The sequence below is a fragment of the Pseudorhodoferax soli genome (assembly GCF_003337555.1).
GTDB classification, from domain to species: domain Bacteria; phylum Pseudomonadota; class Gammaproteobacteria; order Burkholderiales; family Burkholderiaceae_C; genus Pseudorhodoferax; species Pseudorhodoferax soli.
Genome location: NZ_QPJK01000016.1, coordinates 34,294 through 48,656, shown reverse-complemented (window position 1 = coordinate 48,656; position 14,363 = coordinate 34,294). Strand labels below are relative to the sequence as shown.

Below are 14,363 nucleotides of genomic sequence, written 5' to 3'. Positions count from 1 at the left end.
CCATGGCAACTGCACCGCTCCACGTGAGCCGTGGCCTGGAGCGCCTGCCGGTGCTGTGCGCCGCAGGCTGCAAGCTGCCCGAGGGCTTGCAGCGCTTCTACTTCCTGCGCCACGGGCAGACCGCGCGCAACGCGCTGCGCATCTTCCAGAGCATCGACGAACCGTTGAATGAGACCGGCCTGGCCCAGGCCGAGCAGGCTGCTGCCTTGCTGGCCGAAGAACTGGCGGGCCATGAGGAGGGCGTGCACATCGTCTGCAGCGATGCACCGCGCGCGCTGACCACCGCCCGCACCGTCGCGCGCCGGCTGGCCCGCGAAGAGCGTCTGCACGCCGGCCTGCGCGAGCGCCACTTCGGCGCGCTGATCGGCTCGTCGTCGGCCAACATCGATTGGGACTGTGCGCCCGAGGGCGGCGAGACGCTCGACCAGTTCGTGGAGCGCACCCTGGCCGCGCTGGGCGACGCCGTGGCGCATCCGGCGCCCGTCGTGGTCGTCGCCCATGGCGGCACCCTGCATGTGCTGGCCAGCGCGCTGGGCGTCGTGCTCGATGCGGCACTGCTTTCAAACGCCACGCCGCTGCGCTTCGACCGTGCAGGCGCGGGCTGGACCGTCACCCGGCTCGGCACTGCCGCCGTGGCAGACGCCGCGCCGAACCTCGCCTGAGCCTGTGCGCCAGGCCATGGCGACGTGACCACCGGCCTGTACCTGTTCGACACGTCCATCGGCCGCTGTGGCATGGGTTGGTCCGTGCGCGGCATCGCGTCGGTGCAATTGCCCGACCACAGCGATGCGCGGCTGCTGGCCCGGCTGCAGCAGCGCCTGCCCGGCGCACAGATCGCCACGCCGCCCGACGCCGTGCGCCGCGCGGCCGACCGCACCATCGCCCTGCTCGAAGGCGCGCACGATGGCCTGCTGGACGTGGCTCTCGACATGCACGGCATCGCGCTCTTCCACCAGCGCGTCTACGCGCGTGCCCGGGCCATTCCGCCGGGCCGCACCATCACCTACGGCGAACTGGCGGCCGACATCGGCGACCCCGGCGCCGCGCGTGCGGTCGGCCAGGCGCTGGGCCTCAACCCCTTCGCGCCCATCGTGCCATGCCACCGCATCCTGGCGGCGGGCGCGCGCTCGGGCGGCTTCTCGGCGCCCGGCGGCGTGGACACCAAGCTGCGCATGCTGCTGGCCGAGCACGCCGCGTTCGGCGCGCCCGGCCTGTTCGACTGATCAGCTGAACTTGGGCGCGCGCTTTTCCATGAAGGCGCGCACGGCTTCCTCGTGGTCGGCCGTCTTGTGCGCGATGGCCTGGTAGCCGGCAGACATCTCCAGCAGCGATTCCAGCGTGCTGTTCTGGCCTTCGCGCAGCAACCGCTTGGTCATGCGCAGCACGCCGCCCGGATTCACTGCGATCTTGGCCGCCAGCGTGCGCGCCTCGGCCATCAGCGCCTCGGCGGGCACCACGCGCGACACCAGGCCGCAGGCCAGCGCCTGCTGCGCATTGAGCGCCTCGCCCGTGAACGCCATCTCGGCGGCCTTGGACATGCCGACTGCGCGCGGCAGCAGCCAGGCGCCGCCATCGCCGGGCACGATGCCGACCTTCACGAAGCTCTCGGCGAAGGTGGCGTTCTCCGAGGCGATGCGGATGTCGCACATGCAGGTCAGGTCCAGCCCGGCGCCGATGGCCGGGCCGTTGATGGCACAGATCGTGGGCACGTCCAGGTTGTAGAGCGCCTTGGGAATGCGCTGGATGCCGTTGCGGTACTCCTCGCGGATCACCTCGGGCGACAAGGTGTCGCCAAAGAAGCGCTGCATGTCCTTGACGTTGCCGCCCGAGCTGAACACGGGGCCAGTGCCCGTGATGATCACGGCGCGCACCGAGGTGTCCCGGCGGATCGCTTCGCAAGCCTGTACGAACTCGTCGACAGCCGTGTTGCCGGTCAGCGCGTTGCGCGTCTCCGGCTGGTTCATGGTCAGGGTGAGGATGGCGCCATCGCGCTCGGTGGTCAGAAAGCTCATGGGTGTTCTCGCGGTTCAGTGGACGGTGGTGGCGGCGCGGATCGTATCGAGCACCAGGGCGTTGCCGCTGTCCAGGTGGTGACGGCCGGCCACGCCGTGCCAGTACGACTCGCTGCCCGCAGCCTGGCGCCAGGCGTGCAGCCGGCGCGTGAAGATCTGCAGGTCGAACTCGGCTGTGAACCCGATGGCGCCGTGGATGGCGTGGGCCATGCCGGCCACTTCGAGCGCGGCCTCGCTGGTGCGGGCCTTGGCGATGGCCACCTGCAGCGCCTGCGGCACGAGGCCCTCGGCGCGGCAGCCGAGTTGCGCAGCGGTGCGCGCGGCGAAGACGTGCTCCGCCATCTGGGCCAACTGGTGCTGGATCGCCTGGAACTTGCCGATCGGCCGGCCGAACTGCTGACGCTCGTTGGCATAGGCCAGGGTGCGGTCGAAGGCCGCGCGCAGCGCACCGGCCAACTGGGCTGCGTACAGGGCGGCCTGCAGCAAGCGCAGTTCCTGCGCATCGCCAGTCACTGGCGTGCCGGCCTCCCAGGCCTGCGCCGTCCAGCGCAGCGCCACGTCGAGCACGAAGCCGGCCGGCGTGGCCTGTGCCGTGGCGGCGGGCAGCAAGCGCAGCGTGCCCCCGCGCGCGACCAGCACCTGGTCGGCCACACGGCCCGTGCGCACGAGCGGGCAGATGACCGCGTCCGTCGTGGCTTCGGCCTCGGCGAACACGGTGCTGCCTTTCGGCACGGCCACGCCAGCGCGCGCCAGCCAGCCCCGCGCGAGCACGGTCTCGCCGAGCGGCACGGGCACGGCATGCGTGCCGCACAGGCTCAGCACGCCGAAGACCTCGTGCAGCGCGAGGCCCGCGCCGCCCTGGGCCTCGGGCACGAGCGCGTCGGCAAAGCCGGCGTCCTCGATGGCCTGCCAGAGCGTGCGGTGCTCGCCGCCGGCCTCGATGGCGCGCACGGCGTCGGGGGTGGAAAGGTCGCGCAGCAGTTGCGCGACCGCGTCGGAAAACAGATCGTCCATGGTGTCTGGTCCTTTTTCAGCGCAGGCCCAGGCCGCGCGCGATCATGCCGCGCAAGATCTCGCGCGTGCCGCCACGCAGCGAGAACGAGGGCGCGACCTGGGTCACGTAGTCGAGCGTGTGCAGCAATTCCAAAGGCACGCTGCCGCCCTCCCGCGAGAACAGGTCGTCGGCGATGGCCGATGGAACCAGTTGCTCCACGCCGGTGCCCAGGTCCTTCACCAGCGCCGCCTCGACCAGCGGGCTCTCGCCGCGCGTGAGCTTCTCCGTCACGGCCACCGACATCGCACGCAGCGGCGCCAGCGCGCAGACGATGCGGCCGGCCAGGCGTTCGGCCTGCGGCGTGCGGCCTGCCGGCGTGCGCGCCCACGCGGCCCATTGGTCGAACAGCACGATGCTGGAGAACAGCCGTTCCGGCCCGCTGCGCTCGAAGGCCAGCTCGGCGTTGACCTGCTCCCAGCCCTTGCCCTCGGCGCCGACCAGCGCGTCGTGGTCCAGCTGCACGTTGTCGAAGAACACCTCGCAGAAGTGCGCGTCGCCTGACTGGTCGGTGATGGGCCGCACGCGCACGCCCGGCAGCTTCAGGTCGACGATCAGCTGCGACAGGCCCTTCTGCCGGTCCTCGGTGGTGCCCGAGGTGCGCACCAGCGCGATCATGTGGCTGCAGTGGTGGGCGTTGGTGGTCCAGATCTTCTGGCCGTTGAGCAGCCAGCCGGCCTCGTTCGGCGTGGCGCGGGTGCGCACGCTGGCCAGGTCCGAGCCGGCGCCCGGCTCGCTCATGCCGATGCAGAAGTACGACTCGCCGCGGCAGATCGGCGGCACGTAGCGCTGCTTCTGGGCCTCGGTGCCGAAGCGCAGGATCAGCGGCGCGCTCTGGCGGTCGGCGATCCAGTGCGAGCCCACGGGCGCGCCCCAGTTCAGGAACTCCTCGACCAGCACGTAACGCGCGAACGCGCTGCGGCCGCCGCCGCCATAGGCCGGCGGCAGCGTGATGCCGAGCCAGCCCTGGGCGCCGAGCTTGCGGCTGAATTCCGGGTCGTAGCCGCTCCACGATTTGGCGCGCACATGCGCGGGCACGTCTTTCAGGGCCTCGGCCAGGAAGGCGCGCACGGGTGCGCGCAGGGCCTCGTCCTCGGGCGGTATCGCGGTCAGGGCGAGTGAATCAAGCGCGCTCATCCGAGTGCTCCTTTGCTTTGCAATGCATCGATGTCCTCGTCGTTCATCTTCAGGATGTCGTGCAGCACCGCGCGCGTGTGCTGACCCAGCTGCGGCGGGGCCTCGCGGTATTGCACGGGGGTGTCCGACAGGCGGATCGGGTTGGCCACCAGCGCCACATCGGCGCCGCCCGCGTGCGGCATCGCCATCTGCAGGCCGCGTGCGCGCACCTGCGGGTCGGCGAACACGTCGGCGATGCTGTTGATCGGGCCGCAGGGCACGCCGGCCTTCTCCAGCAGCGCGATCCAGTCGGCGGTGGTGCGCTGCACCGTGGCCGAGCGCAGCAGGGGGATCAGCACGTCGCGGTGCTGCAGCCGGCCGGTGTTGCGCGCGAAGCGCGGGTCGCTCGCCCATTCGGGGTGGCCCGCGGCCTCGCAAAAGCGTGCGTACTGCCCGTCGTTGCCCGTGGCCAGGATCATGTGGCCGTCGGCCGTCGGAAAGTCCTGGTAGGGCACTGTGTTGGGGTGGGCGTTGCCCATGCGCTGCGGCGCTGTGCCGCTGTGCAGGTAGTTCATGGCCTGGTTGCCCAGGCAGGCCACGCCCACGTCGAGCAAAGCCAGGTCGATGTACTGGCCGCGGCCGGTGCGCGCGCGGGCATGCAGTGCGGCCTGGATCGCGTTGGCCGCGTACAGGCCGGTCAGGATGTCGGTCAGCGCCACGCCCACCTTCATGGGCCCGGCGCCGGGCGCGCCATCGGGCTGGCCCGTGATGCTCATGAGACCGCCCATGCCCTGGATCAGGAAGTCGTAGCCCGCGCGCTGCGCGTAGGGTCCGGTCTGGCCAAAGCCCGTGATCGAGCAGTAGACCAAACGCGGGTTCAGCGCGGACAGCGTGGCGTAGTCCAGCCCGTATTGCGCCAGGCTGCCCGTCCTGAAGTTCTCCACCACCACGTCGCTCTGGCGCGCCAGTTCCTGCAGCAAGCGCTGGCCTTCGGGCGTCTGCATGTCCACCGTGATCGAGCGCTTGTTGCGGTTGGTGCAGAGGTAGTAGGCGGCGTCCGTGGTCGGCTCGCCCGCGCCGTCGCGCACGAAGGGCGGTCCCCAGGTGCGCGTGTCGTCGCCAGCGCCGGGGCGTTCGACCTTGATGACTTCTGCGCCCAGGTCGCCGAGCAGCTGCGCGGCCCAGGGGCCGGCCAGCACGCGCGAAAGGTCCAGCACGCGGATGCCGCTCAAGGCGCCCTCGGGTGCCGTCATTGCAGCTCCACCTTGGCCTGCGTGGCAATGCGCTTCCACAGCCGGATCTCCTCGGCCTGGAAGGCGCGCATCTCCTGCGGGCCGCCTTGCATGACCTCGGCGCCGATGCGCTCGTAGAAGGCGCGCGTCTCGGGCAGACGTTCGATCTGCGTCAGCAGCGCGGCCAGCTTGTCGGCCTCGGCCTTCGGCGTCTTGGCCGAGACCATGGCGCCGACCCAGGTGTAGGCCGTGAAGCCGGGCAGGCCGGCCTCGGCCGCGGTCGTGACCTCGGGCAGCGCGACCGTGCGCTTGTCCGATGCCACGGCCAGCGCGCGGATGCGTCCGCCCTTGACCATCTCCTGCGCGCTCGTCATCTCGGCGAAGGCCATCTCCACCGTGCCGGCCGCCACCGCGGCCACGGCCTCGTTCGCGCCCTTGAAGGGCACGTGCGTGAGCTGCACCTTGGCCGCGTCGTTGAACAGTTCGGCCATGAGCTGGTAGCCCGCGGAGCCGGCGCCGCAGTTCAGCGCGGTCGGCTTGGCCTTGGCCGCGGCGATCAGTTCGGGCAGCGTCTTGTGAGGGGAGTTGCCCGGCACGATCAGCAACGCCGGCGAACGCATCATCATGGTGAGCGGCGCGAAATCGACCACGGGGTCGTAGGGCAGCGACTTGAACAGCGCCACGTTGACGGCCAGCGTCGAGTTGCTGCCGACGAACACGGTGTAGCCATCGGCCGGCGCGGCCAGCACGGCCTGCACCGCGAGGAAGCCGTTGGCACCGGCCTTGTTCTCGACCACCACCGGCTGGCCGGTCAGCTCCGAGAGCTTCTTGCCGAAGTAGCGGGCCGAGGTGTCGGTGCCGCTGCCCGGTGGGAAGGGCACGACGAACTTGATCGGCTTGTGCGGGAAGTCCTGGGCCTGGGCCGGCAGGGCGCCGGCCAGGGAGGACGCGGCGGCCAGGGCCAGCAGGGCGCGGCGGTGCAGCATGCGCGTGTCTCCATCGTTGTTGATGGAGCCGACCTTACCGCCGCGTCGATAGGTCGTCCAATACCGATTTGCGCCGGCCTGATACGGGTTTCGAATCAGGCCCGCGCGCCGCTCAGATCTCCTTGAGCAGTTGGTCGGCAATGCGCACGCTCAGCGCGGCGCCCGTCAGCGTCGGGTTCATGCACGAGGCCGACGGCATCACGCTGGTGCCCGCGATGAAGAGGTTCGGGTGGTCGTGCGTGCGGCAGTCGCGGTCGACCACTGAATCCTTCGGGTCGTCGCCCATGATGGTCGTGCCCATGATGTGCTGGCGGTCCTGGTGGCTGGTGTCCATCTTGAGGATCTCGGCGTTCATGAGCGCGGCCATGCGCTTCAAATCCGTCACGCCGAAGTCGCGGCCCGCGTTCCAGTAGTCGTTCACGCTGTAGTAGATCTCGGGCAAGGGAATGCCGATGGCGTCGCGTTTGGTCTTGCTCGGCACGATGCGGTTCTGCGGCAGCGCCTCGGTCTCGAAGTCCACGGCCACGTTCAGCGAGCGCGCCGACTGCCGCCGGATCTCGGCGTCGAGCCGGCTGCCGAACACGCCCTTCTCGATCAGGCCGGAAGCGATCTGCGAGGTCGGCACGGTGTTGCGGAACTTGGTCTTGTAGCTCGGGATGTCCTTGCGGAACGGCCCGTCGCGCCAGTTCAGGTAGACCAGCAGTTCGGTCGGCCCCTGGCCCGGCCACACGTCCTCGCCCATCATGATGTTCATGCTGATGCCGGTGTGGCCCATCAGGTTGCGGCCCACCTGGTCGGACGAATTGGCGATGCCGTTCGGGTACTTCTCCGAGGTCGACATCAGCAGCAGCTTGGGGCTCTCGATGCCATAGGCGGCCAGCACGAAATGGCGCGCCGTCAGCCGGTGCGTGCTGCCGTCGGGGCGGGTGTACTGCACGGCCGTGATCTTGCCGTCGTCACCTGCCTCGATCTTGTGCACCACGGCGTTGTCCAGCAGCTTGGCGCCATGGCGCTCGGCCGCGTCGATGTGCATGGAGCCGTCGTACTTGGCGCCGATGGGGCAGACCGGGTTGCAGTTGTTGTTGCCGGCGCAGACCGGCCGGTTGCCGTAGGGGCGGCTGGCGCGGCCGTGCGGCTCGATCACGGGGTTGTAGCCCCCGGGTTTCAGCATCTCGGCCACGCGCTGCATGAAGTAGGGCTCGTTCAGGCCCTTCATCGGGAAGGGCTTGGAGCGCGGCGGATGCGCCGCGCCGCCATGGCCGCTCTCGTCCTGGCCGTCCACGCCCGAGACGCCGAGTTCGGCCTCGGCCTCGTTGTAGTAGTGCTCCAGTTCGTCGTAGCCGATGGGCCAGTCGCGGCCGCGGCCGTACAGCGTGCGCAGCTTGAAGTCGTTCGGGATCATGCGCCACAGCGCCGAGCCGAAATGCCAGGTGGTGCCGCCCACCACGCGCAAATACTTGGTCGGGTACTTCACGGGGCCGACCTGCTGCAGGTAGTCGCCGTAGGTCGACGGGATGTGCGGCGGGTTCGGGAAGGGCGAGCCGCTGCCCTGGGCCTTCATGTTGGCCAGCGAGAGCTTGACCGGCGCGTTGCGGTAGGTTTCGACGATGTCGGCACGCTTCACGCGCGGGCCGGCCTCCAGGATGATGACCGACTTGCCGGCCTTGGCCAGGCGCGTGGCGATCAGGCCGCCCATCACGCCCGAGCCGATGACGATGAGGTCGGCGTCGAATTGGCTGCTGTTGTTCATGTCGTGCTTTCGGTCTGCGGCTTTTGGCCCCAGGTGTCGGGCCCGGAGCCATAGCTGGGGATGTCCAGGATGCCGCGCGTGGGGCGGTACATCAGTGCGTTGGCATACGCCACCAGTTCGGTGCCGTTGTCGTCGCCCACGATGCCCAGGTACCAGGCCGAGACGATGCGCTTGAGCGTGTCGTGCAGCGGGCCCTCGGCCAGTTGCGGCTGCTGCAGCAGGGCGTCGACATGCGCGGCCTGGCTGCCGTCCACCAGGCGCAGCAGGTCCTGCGCGGCCTGGTCGAAGGCCGGGTCACGCTTGCGCAGCACGGCCTGGTAGCGGGCGGCCAGCGCCGCGTCCAGCGGCTCGCCGCCTGTGAGGAACTGCGACAGGCGATGGAAGTCGGCCGCGGCCAGGCCGCCTGCGGGTGGCTGCGCCTGCGCCAGCGCGGCGGGCATGGACACCGCAGCCAGGCCCAGCGCGACGCCGGCTGCGGCAGCGGTTTCGAGCAGGGCGCGCCGCGACAGCAGCGGCCCGTGGATGGCTTGTTCTTGGGTCATGGGGTTCTTTCTTGGGGTCAGCGGGCGCGCCGGCGCAGCACGAGGGCCACCAGGGCCACCAGCACCAGCAAAGCCAGCACCATGAGGGCGGGGAGCATGAAGGGCTGCGCCTTCGCGAGCAGCGGCTTCTCGCCACCGGCGCGCGCCACGCGCACCTGTTCCGCATCCACGCGCAGGGCGCTGCCGCCGTACTGCGCCAGCACGTAGTTGCTGAGCTCGGCGATCTCCTGGTCGCTGAGCCGGTCGGTGAACGCGGCCGCGTCGCCGAAGGCCGGCATGAACTGCGGCTTGCCGTCCACCGTGCGGCTCACGCCGTGCAGGATGGTCGCGATCAGGTTGTCGGCGCGGTCGGCGCCGGTCACCGAGTTGTGGAACAGCGCCGGGTAGGCGCCGTTTCCGGTGCCCGTGCCGTTGGCCTGGTGGCAGGCCGCGCAGCTGCCGCTGAAGATGCGCCAGCCGGCATCGACCGTGGCCTGGCCACGCAGGTCGAATTCGCTGCGCGACGCCTGGCCGCGGTCGAAGCGCGTCGGCGCGCCGGCCTGCTCGGCGCCGATGGGTGGGGTCTGCTTCAGGTAGGCGGCGATGGCCTTCAGGTCCGACGCAGGCAAGTGCTGCAGGCTGTGCTCGATGGCCTCGGCCATGGGGCCGGCGGCCTGGGCCTTGTGGTCGATGTGGCCCGTGCGCAGGTACTGCACCAGTTCCGCCTCGGTCCAGCCGCCGATGCCGTGCTGCGGGTCGGACGTGATGTTGGGCGCGTACCAGGGGCCGACTGCGCCGCCGGCCAGGTGGCGGTCGCCCAGTCGTTCGGCCATCAGCGCGTTGCGTGGCGTGTGGCAGGTGCTGCAGTGGGCCAGGGCCTCGGCCAGGTAGGCACCGCGGTTGACCTCGGTGGTCTTGGCGGCGTCGGGCGTGAAGCGTTGGTCCTGGAGGAACAGTGCGTTCCACGCCGCCATCGAAGCGCGCACGCTGAAAGGGAAGGGCAGCTGCGTGGCCGGCGTGGGCTGGTCCGCGGGCTGCACGCCGTGCATGAAGTAGCTGTACAGCGCCTCGGTGTCCGCATCGCTGATCTGCGTGTAGGCCGTGTAGGGCATGGCCGGGTACAGGTGGGCACCGTCGGGCCGCACGCCCTGGCGCAGCGCGCGGCTGAACTGCTCCAGCGTGTAGTTGCCGATGCCGTGCGTCTTCGAGGGCGTGATGTTGGTCGAGAAGATCGGCCCCATCGGCGAATCGATGGCATAGCCACCCGCGAACGGCGCGCCGCCGTTGGGGGCGGTGTGGCAAGCCACGCAATCGGCCGCGATGGAGAGCTGGCGGCCGCGCTCGACGAGCGGGTTGGTGGCGGGCGCGGTGTCGGCGGCAAGGGCAGGGCCGCCGGCCAGCACCAGCAGCAGGGCGGCTGCGGTCCGGTTCAGCGGCATGCGGATCGTGCCTCGGGCTGCGGACGGTGGGCGGGGCGAGGGGGCGCTGTGCGTGCGCGCGCGTCGCCGCACGGGGCTGGGTGGGGATGGTGCATGCTGCTCCTGGCGTTCTCTTCGTGGGTGCGCGCGCCGAGGCGGGCCGCGCCCGCAGAGCGTCGGCCTCCGCAGCGGCCTGGTGGCCGGTGCGGACAGGAATCGATGCCGGCCTGGGGCACATGGGGCTGCCGGCCTGGGGGCGCGGGCCCGTTCGAGCGGGCGCTGTCGCGGCCGCAATGCTCGCCGCGCCGGATGTCGGCCCGATTTCAGCGCAGGGGCGTGGATTTCAGCTGTAACCGTCGGCTCGGCCGGCCCGCCTGCAAGGCGGCCAGCCGCGGTTGCCGGGGCCGCATGGGCCGGTGCCCGGGTGGCGCCGCCGCACAAGCGGCCCGCTGCGGCGCGGCGACAATCCGCCGATGACCCAAGGCAAGCGCATTTCCACAGACATCGGCGAGGACGCCTTGCAGACCATCCGCGCCCTGGGCGCGGCCGCCAAGGCGGCGCGGCTGGCGGCAGGCGAAGGCCAGGCCGCGGCGGCCGCGCGCCTGGGCGTGCATGTGCAGACCATCGGCCGCGTCGAAGCGGGCGAGCCCGGCGTGTCCATCGGGCACATGGTCGGCCTGCTGGCGCTCTACGGCGTCGGGCTCCAGCCGCAGCAGCCGCAGGAGCGTTGAGCCATGGCCCATCACCCGGACGGAGGGAGCGCCGCGGCGCTTCGCACGCTGGCCAACGGCGTGAGGCTGCTGGCCGTGCCGATGCCGCATGTGCAGAGCGTCAGCGTGGGCGTCTTCCTGCGGGTCGGTTCCCGCGACGAGACGCCGGCCACCAATGGCATCAGCCATGTCCTGGAGCACATGGCGTTCAAAGGCACGGCCACCCGCTCCGTCCAGGCGATCAACCTGGACGCCGAGCGGCTCGGCGCCGATGTCAACGCGTTCACCGGCAAGGACGCCACGGGCTACTTCATGACGGGCCTGGGCCGGCATGCCGACCAGTTGCTGCGCATGACGGCCGACATCGTGTTGAACAGCAGCTTTCCCGAGCACGAGTTGCGCCGCGAGCTGGAAGTGATCCGGCAGGAGGCCATCGAGTACGACGAGGATCCGCAGGACAGCGCCGACGACCTGCTCGACCGTGCCATCTGGGGCGACGCATCCATGGGCATGCCCGTGATCGGCACCCTCGGCAACATCGAAGGCTTCTCGCGCAGCGACCTCGTGCGCCACGTGCAGTCGCACTACGTTGCACAGAAGACGGTCGTCGCCGCAGCGGGCAATTTCGATGTCGCGGCCTGGATGGCGTTGGCCGGGGAGCTGTTCGGCGCGATGCCGGCGGCGCACGATCCCTCGGTGGTCGAGCCACCGGCGCCTGCCACCTATGTGGGGCAGGCCGTGGCGCGGCGCTTCACCCAGGTCTCCCAGGTGTTCCTGAACATCGCCTACCCGGTGGCGCCGGCGCAACTGGATGCCGTGTCGCAGCAGCGCTGGCGCCTGGTGGCGTCGGTGGCGGCCAACCTGTTCGGCGGCGGGATGTCGTCGCCGCTGGTCGACACCATCCGGGAGAAGCTCGGCCTGGCCTATACGGCCGATGCCACGATCGACAAGGGGGACGTGTGGGCCAACTTTGTCGTGAATGCCGTGACGACGCCCGACAAGCTGGAGGCGCTGGTCGCAGCCACGGGCGACCTGCTGCGTGCACAGGCGGCTGCGATCGACCCCGTGCACCTGGAGCGCGCCAAGAACCAGCTGACCGTGTCGCGCGTGCGCGCCGCTGAACGCACCTACGCCACGATGGAGCAGGCCGTGGAAGAACTGCAGGCCAGCGGCGCGGTGATGCCGATGGCCCAGGCGCTGGCGATCATCGAGGACATCGGCGCAGACGAAGTGCGCGCCGTCTTCCAGCGCATGCTGGCCCATGCGCCCGCGCTGGCGATCACGGGCAAGGGCGCCACCGCCCGGGGCGCGCGCCAGCTGGCCGCGCGCCTGGCGGCACTGGGCCCGGGGCAGGTCCCACCTGCGGGTGCGGCGGCGCGGTAGCCGGCCTTCAGCGGCGCCGGGTGTCCGGCATGGATGGTCGGGCGTCCTTGCGCAACGCGCTGGCCAGCGCCGCCGCCAGTGTGTGCCGGGCCAAGGGTTTGGGCAGCACGGCATGCACGCCAGCCACCCGCGCGCGCTGCGCCAGCGCGGCGTCGGCCTGGCCGCTCATGAGCAGCACCGGCAGGCCGGGCCGCTGCGCGCGCAAGCGCTGGGCCAGCACGCTGCCCGACAGGCCGGGCAGCGTCTCGTCGCTGAGCACCGCGTCGAAGCGATCGGGCGCGGCGGCGAAGGCTTCAAGTGCGTGCTCGGCGCTTGCGTAGCCGACCGGCTCGTAGCCCAGGCCGGCCAGCGTCTCCTCGGCCAGTTCGACCAGCGCGCGCTCGTCGTCGACGACCATGATGCAGCGGCCCTGGCCGTCGGCCGGTTCGGCGGCGGGCGTGGGCGTCGGCGCTGCGCAATGGCCGGGTGACGGCAGCCAGACCGCGATGCGCGTGCCGGCGCCGGGCGCCGACTGCACGTCGATCGCGCCGCCCATGCCCAGCACGATGCCGTGCGCGACGGCCAGGCCCAGGCCCGTGCCCTGGCCGGGCCGCCTGGTCGTGAAGAAGGGTTCGAACATGCGCGCCTGCACCTCGGGCGGGATGCCGGGCCCGTCGTCCTGCACCGTGAGGCACACGTGCGCGCCGGCGCGCAGTTCGCCATGCGAGAGCTCGCGCGGCTGGGGCAGTTCCAGCCGCTCGAGCGTGAGCGCCACGGTGCCGGCACCCTCGCCACCATCCGCCACGGCCTGGATGGCGTTGCTGCACAGGTTCATGGCCACGCGGTAGATCTGCGTGGCGTCGCCCAGCACGGCGCTGTCGCCGGCCTGCAACCGCACCTGCACCTGCACGCCGGGCGGTGCCGCCTCGGCCAGCAACGCCGCCAGTTCGGCCAGCAGGCTTTGCACATGCACGGGCAGCGGCTCGGCCACGCCGCTGCGGCTGAAGTCCAGGATGCCCTGCACGAGCAGGCGCGCGCGCTGGCCGCCTTCGAGCACGCGGTCGATGTGGCGGCGCAGCGCGCTGCCGGGCGGCGCTTCCTGCTGCGCCATGTCGCCGAAACCCAAGATGGCGCTCAGGATGTTGTTGAAGTCGTGCGCGATGCCGCCGGCCAGCTGGCCCAGGGCCTCCATGCGCGCCGTCTGCTGCAGGCGCTGTTCGAGACGTTCACGTTCGCGCGCTGCCTCATCGCGCTGGCGCAACTGGCGCAGCAGCACAGTGGCGGCCAGGGCGACCAGCAGGCCCACGGCCAGCACGCGCGCGGCGGCGCTGCGCATTTCCTGGCGCCAGGGCTGCAGGGCGGTGTCGCGCTCGCGGGTGATGGCCAGACGCAGGGGCAGGGGGCCGACCGGCACCACGGCCGCCAGTTGCAGGCGGCCGTCGGCCGGGTCGGTCCAGGGCTGGACGGCGGGGCCTTGCAGCCGCGCCAGAGAGTCCGGCATGCGCTGGCCGGCCGCATCGCCGGGCAGCTGCACGAGCACACTGCCGTCCGGCTGGGCCAGCAGCAGCCGGCTGCCCGCGCCGAGTGCGATGGCCGCGTAGGCCTGCTGCAGCGCATCCAGGCGCACGGTGGCGGCCACCACACCGTCGAAGCCGCCATCGGGACGGGCCAGCCGGCGCGAGACCACGACCGCGGCCTGGCCCTCGGTGCGCGCGAGCAGCGGGCCGTCGATGACGAGCCCTGCCTGCGCATCCTCGCGCTGGCGGCGGAAATAGGCGCGGGCAGAGGTGTCGGTCAGTGGCCGGCCGGCGGCGCGCGAGCGGTGCGTCTGCTGCCCGTCGGCCGCAACGATGGCCAGCACGCTGACCTGCGGTGCTCCGGCGGCGCGCGCGTCCAGGCTGCTGTTGACGGCCAGTGCGTCGGCCGTGCGGGGCAGGGCCTCGTACCAGATCGCGGTGTCGCGCAGCAGCACGTCCACGGCCTGCAGGTTGCGGGCGGCCTCGCCGGCCAGCGCACGGGCCAGGTTTCCCATCTCGCGCGCGTTGAGGTCCAGCACCTGCTGGTGCAGGCGCCAGCCGTCCCAGGCGGCCGAGCCCGCGAAGGCCGCGACCAGCACCAGGCCGCCGGCCACGATGCCGCTACGCAGGCGTGCGGCGGGCTTCATGGGGCCTCGCCCCGGCTACAGTCGAAACAGTGGGCCTCGGG

General features: G+C 71.4%; 13 protein-coding genes. 4 read left to right on the top strand and 9 right to left on the bottom strand.

The annotated features are described in order from the left end of the window. The first annotated feature begins 2 nt into the window (after positions 1–2). Both DES41_RS35630 and DES41_RS35625 read left to right on the top strand, forming a co-directional pair. Positions 3–662 (top strand): histidine phosphatase family protein, encoded by a 660-nt coding sequence (locus DES41_RS35630; RefSeq protein WP_114472427.1) that lies wholly within the window; start codon positions 3–5, stop codon positions 660–662. Positions 663–686: 24 nt separating this feature from the next. After that, positions 687–1,223: a methylated-DNA--[protein]-cysteine S-methyltransferase gene (locus tag DES41_RS35625; protein ID WP_245966032.1), complete on the top strand. Its 537-nt coding sequence runs from the start codon at positions 687–689 to the stop codon at positions 1,221–1,223. On the opposite strand, the gene DES41_RS35620 is transcribed toward DES41_RS35625, so the two are convergent. From DES41_RS35620 to DES41_RS35585, 8 genes are all read right to left on the bottom strand, one after another. After that, positions 1,224–2,012 (bottom strand): crotonase/enoyl-CoA hydratase family protein, encoded by a 789-nt coding sequence (locus tag DES41_RS35620; protein ID WP_114472426.1) that lies wholly within the window; start codon positions 2,010–2,012, stop codon positions 1,224–1,226. 15 nt (positions 2,013–2,027) lie between these two features. Beyond that, entirely contained in the window at positions 2,028–3,026 is a 999-nt protein-coding gene (locus DES41_RS35615) for an acyl-CoA dehydrogenase family protein (RefSeq protein ID WP_114472425.1), read from the bottom strand. Between the two features lie 16 nt (positions 3,027–3,042). Continuing rightward, positions 3,043–4,200, bottom strand: coding sequence for an acyl-CoA dehydrogenase family protein (locus DES41_RS35610; protein WP_114472424.1), 1,158 nt, complete (start codon positions 4,198–4,200; stop codon positions 3,043–3,045). Then, the gene (locus tag DES41_RS35605; protein WP_114472423.1) at positions 4,197–5,432 is read right to left on the bottom strand and encodes a CaiB/BaiF CoA transferase family protein; all 1,236 of its coding nucleotides are present in this window, start codon (positions 5,430–5,432) and stop codon (positions 4,197–4,199) included. Before DES41_RS35605 ends, DES41_RS35610 begins: the two co-directional genes overlap by 4 nt. After that, on the bottom strand, positions 5,429–6,397 hold the full coding sequence (locus DES41_RS35600; RefSeq protein ID WP_114472422.1) for a Bug family tripartite tricarboxylate transporter substrate binding protein: 969 nt from the start codon (positions 6,395–6,397) through the stop codon (positions 5,429–5,431). Before DES41_RS35600 ends, DES41_RS35605 begins: the two co-directional genes overlap by 4 nt. Before the next feature lie 112 nt (positions 6,398–6,509). Further along, positions 6,510–8,147 carry a GMC family oxidoreductase gene (locus DES41_RS35595; protein ID WP_114472421.1) on the bottom strand — a complete coding sequence of 546 codons (1,638 nt, stop codon included), beginning with the start codon at positions 8,145–8,147 and terminating at the stop codon, positions 6,510–6,512. Then, positions 8,144–8,689, bottom strand: a complete 546-nt coding sequence (locus DES41_RS35590; RefSeq protein WP_114472420.1) for a sugar dehydrogenase complex small subunit — start codon at positions 8,687–8,689, stop codon at positions 8,144–8,146. The genes DES41_RS35595 and DES41_RS35590 overlap by 4 nt, the downstream gene beginning before the upstream one ends. A gap of 17 nt (positions 8,690–8,706) precedes the next feature. Continuing rightward, positions 8,707–10,107, bottom strand: a complete 1,401-nt coding sequence (locus DES41_RS35585) for a cytochrome c (protein ID WP_114472419.1) — start codon at positions 10,105–10,107, stop codon at positions 8,707–8,709. Positions 10,108–10,559: 452 nt separating this feature from the next. Between DES41_RS35585 and DES41_RS35580 the strand changes: the two genes are divergently transcribed. Together DES41_RS35580 and DES41_RS35575 are read left to right on the top strand one after the other, a co-directional pair. Continuing rightward, positions 10,560–10,817, top strand: coding sequence for a helix-turn-helix domain-containing protein (locus tag DES41_RS35580; RefSeq protein ID WP_114472418.1), 258 nt, complete (start codon positions 10,560–10,562; stop codon positions 10,815–10,817). A gap of 3 nt (positions 10,818–10,820) precedes the next feature. Further along, positions 10,821–12,179, top strand: coding sequence for a M16 family metallopeptidase (locus DES41_RS35575; RefSeq protein ID WP_114472417.1), 1,359 nt, complete (start codon positions 10,821–10,823; stop codon positions 12,177–12,179). 7 nt (positions 12,180–12,186) lie between these two features. Here DES41_RS35575 and DES41_RS35570 read toward each other — a convergent pair whose 3' ends face one another. Next, positions 12,187–14,322 (bottom strand): ATP-binding protein, encoded by a 2,136-nt coding sequence (locus DES41_RS35570; protein ID WP_114472416.1) that lies wholly within the window; start codon positions 14,320–14,322, stop codon positions 12,187–12,189. Positions 14,323–14,363 lie beyond the last annotated feature (41 nt).

Coding starts and splice junctions, on each gene's coding strand:
- DES41_RS35590 (WP_114472420.1), bottom strand. CDS start 8,689: ATGACCCAAGAACAAGCCATCCACGGGCCGCTGCTGTCGCGGCGCGCC.
- DES41_RS35620 (WP_114472426.1), bottom strand. CDS start 2,012: ATGAGCTTTCTGACCACCGAGCGCGATGGCGCCATCCTCACCCTGACC.
- DES41_RS35615 (WP_114472425.1), bottom strand. CDS start 3,026: ATGGACGATCTGTTTTCCGACGCGGTCGCGCAACTGCTGCGCGACCTT.
- DES41_RS35600 (WP_114472422.1), bottom strand. CDS start 6,397: ATGCTGCACCGCCGCGCCCTGCTGGCCCTGGCCGCCGCGTCCTCCCTG.
- DES41_RS35580 (WP_114472418.1), top strand. CDS start 10,560: ATGACCCAAGGCAAGCGCATTTCCACAGACATCGGCGAGGACGCCTTG.
- DES41_RS35610 (WP_114472424.1), bottom strand. CDS start 4,200: ATGAGCGCGCTTGATTCACTCGCCCTGACCGCGATACCGCCCGAGGAC.
- DES41_RS35575 (WP_114472417.1), top strand. CDS start 10,821: ATGGCCCATCACCCGGACGGAGGGAGCGCCGCGGCGCTTCGCACGCTG.
- DES41_RS35595 (WP_114472421.1), bottom strand. CDS start 8,147: ATGAACAACAGCAGCCAATTCGACGCCGACCTCATCGTCATCGGCTCG.
- DES41_RS35630 (WP_114472427.1), top strand. CDS start 3: ATGGCAACTGCACCGCTCCACGTGAGCCGTGGCCTGGAGCGCCTGCCG.
- DES41_RS35585 (WP_114472419.1), bottom strand. CDS start 10,107: ATGCCGCTGAACCGGACCGCAGCCGCCCTGCTGCTGGTGCTGGCCGGC.
- DES41_RS35570 (WP_114472416.1), bottom strand. CDS start 14,322: ATGAAGCCCGCCGCACGCCTGCGTAGCGGCATCGTGGCCGGCGGCCTG.
- DES41_RS35605 (WP_114472423.1), bottom strand. CDS start 5,432: ATGACGGCACCCGAGGGCGCCTTGAGCGGCATCCGCGTGCTGGACCTT.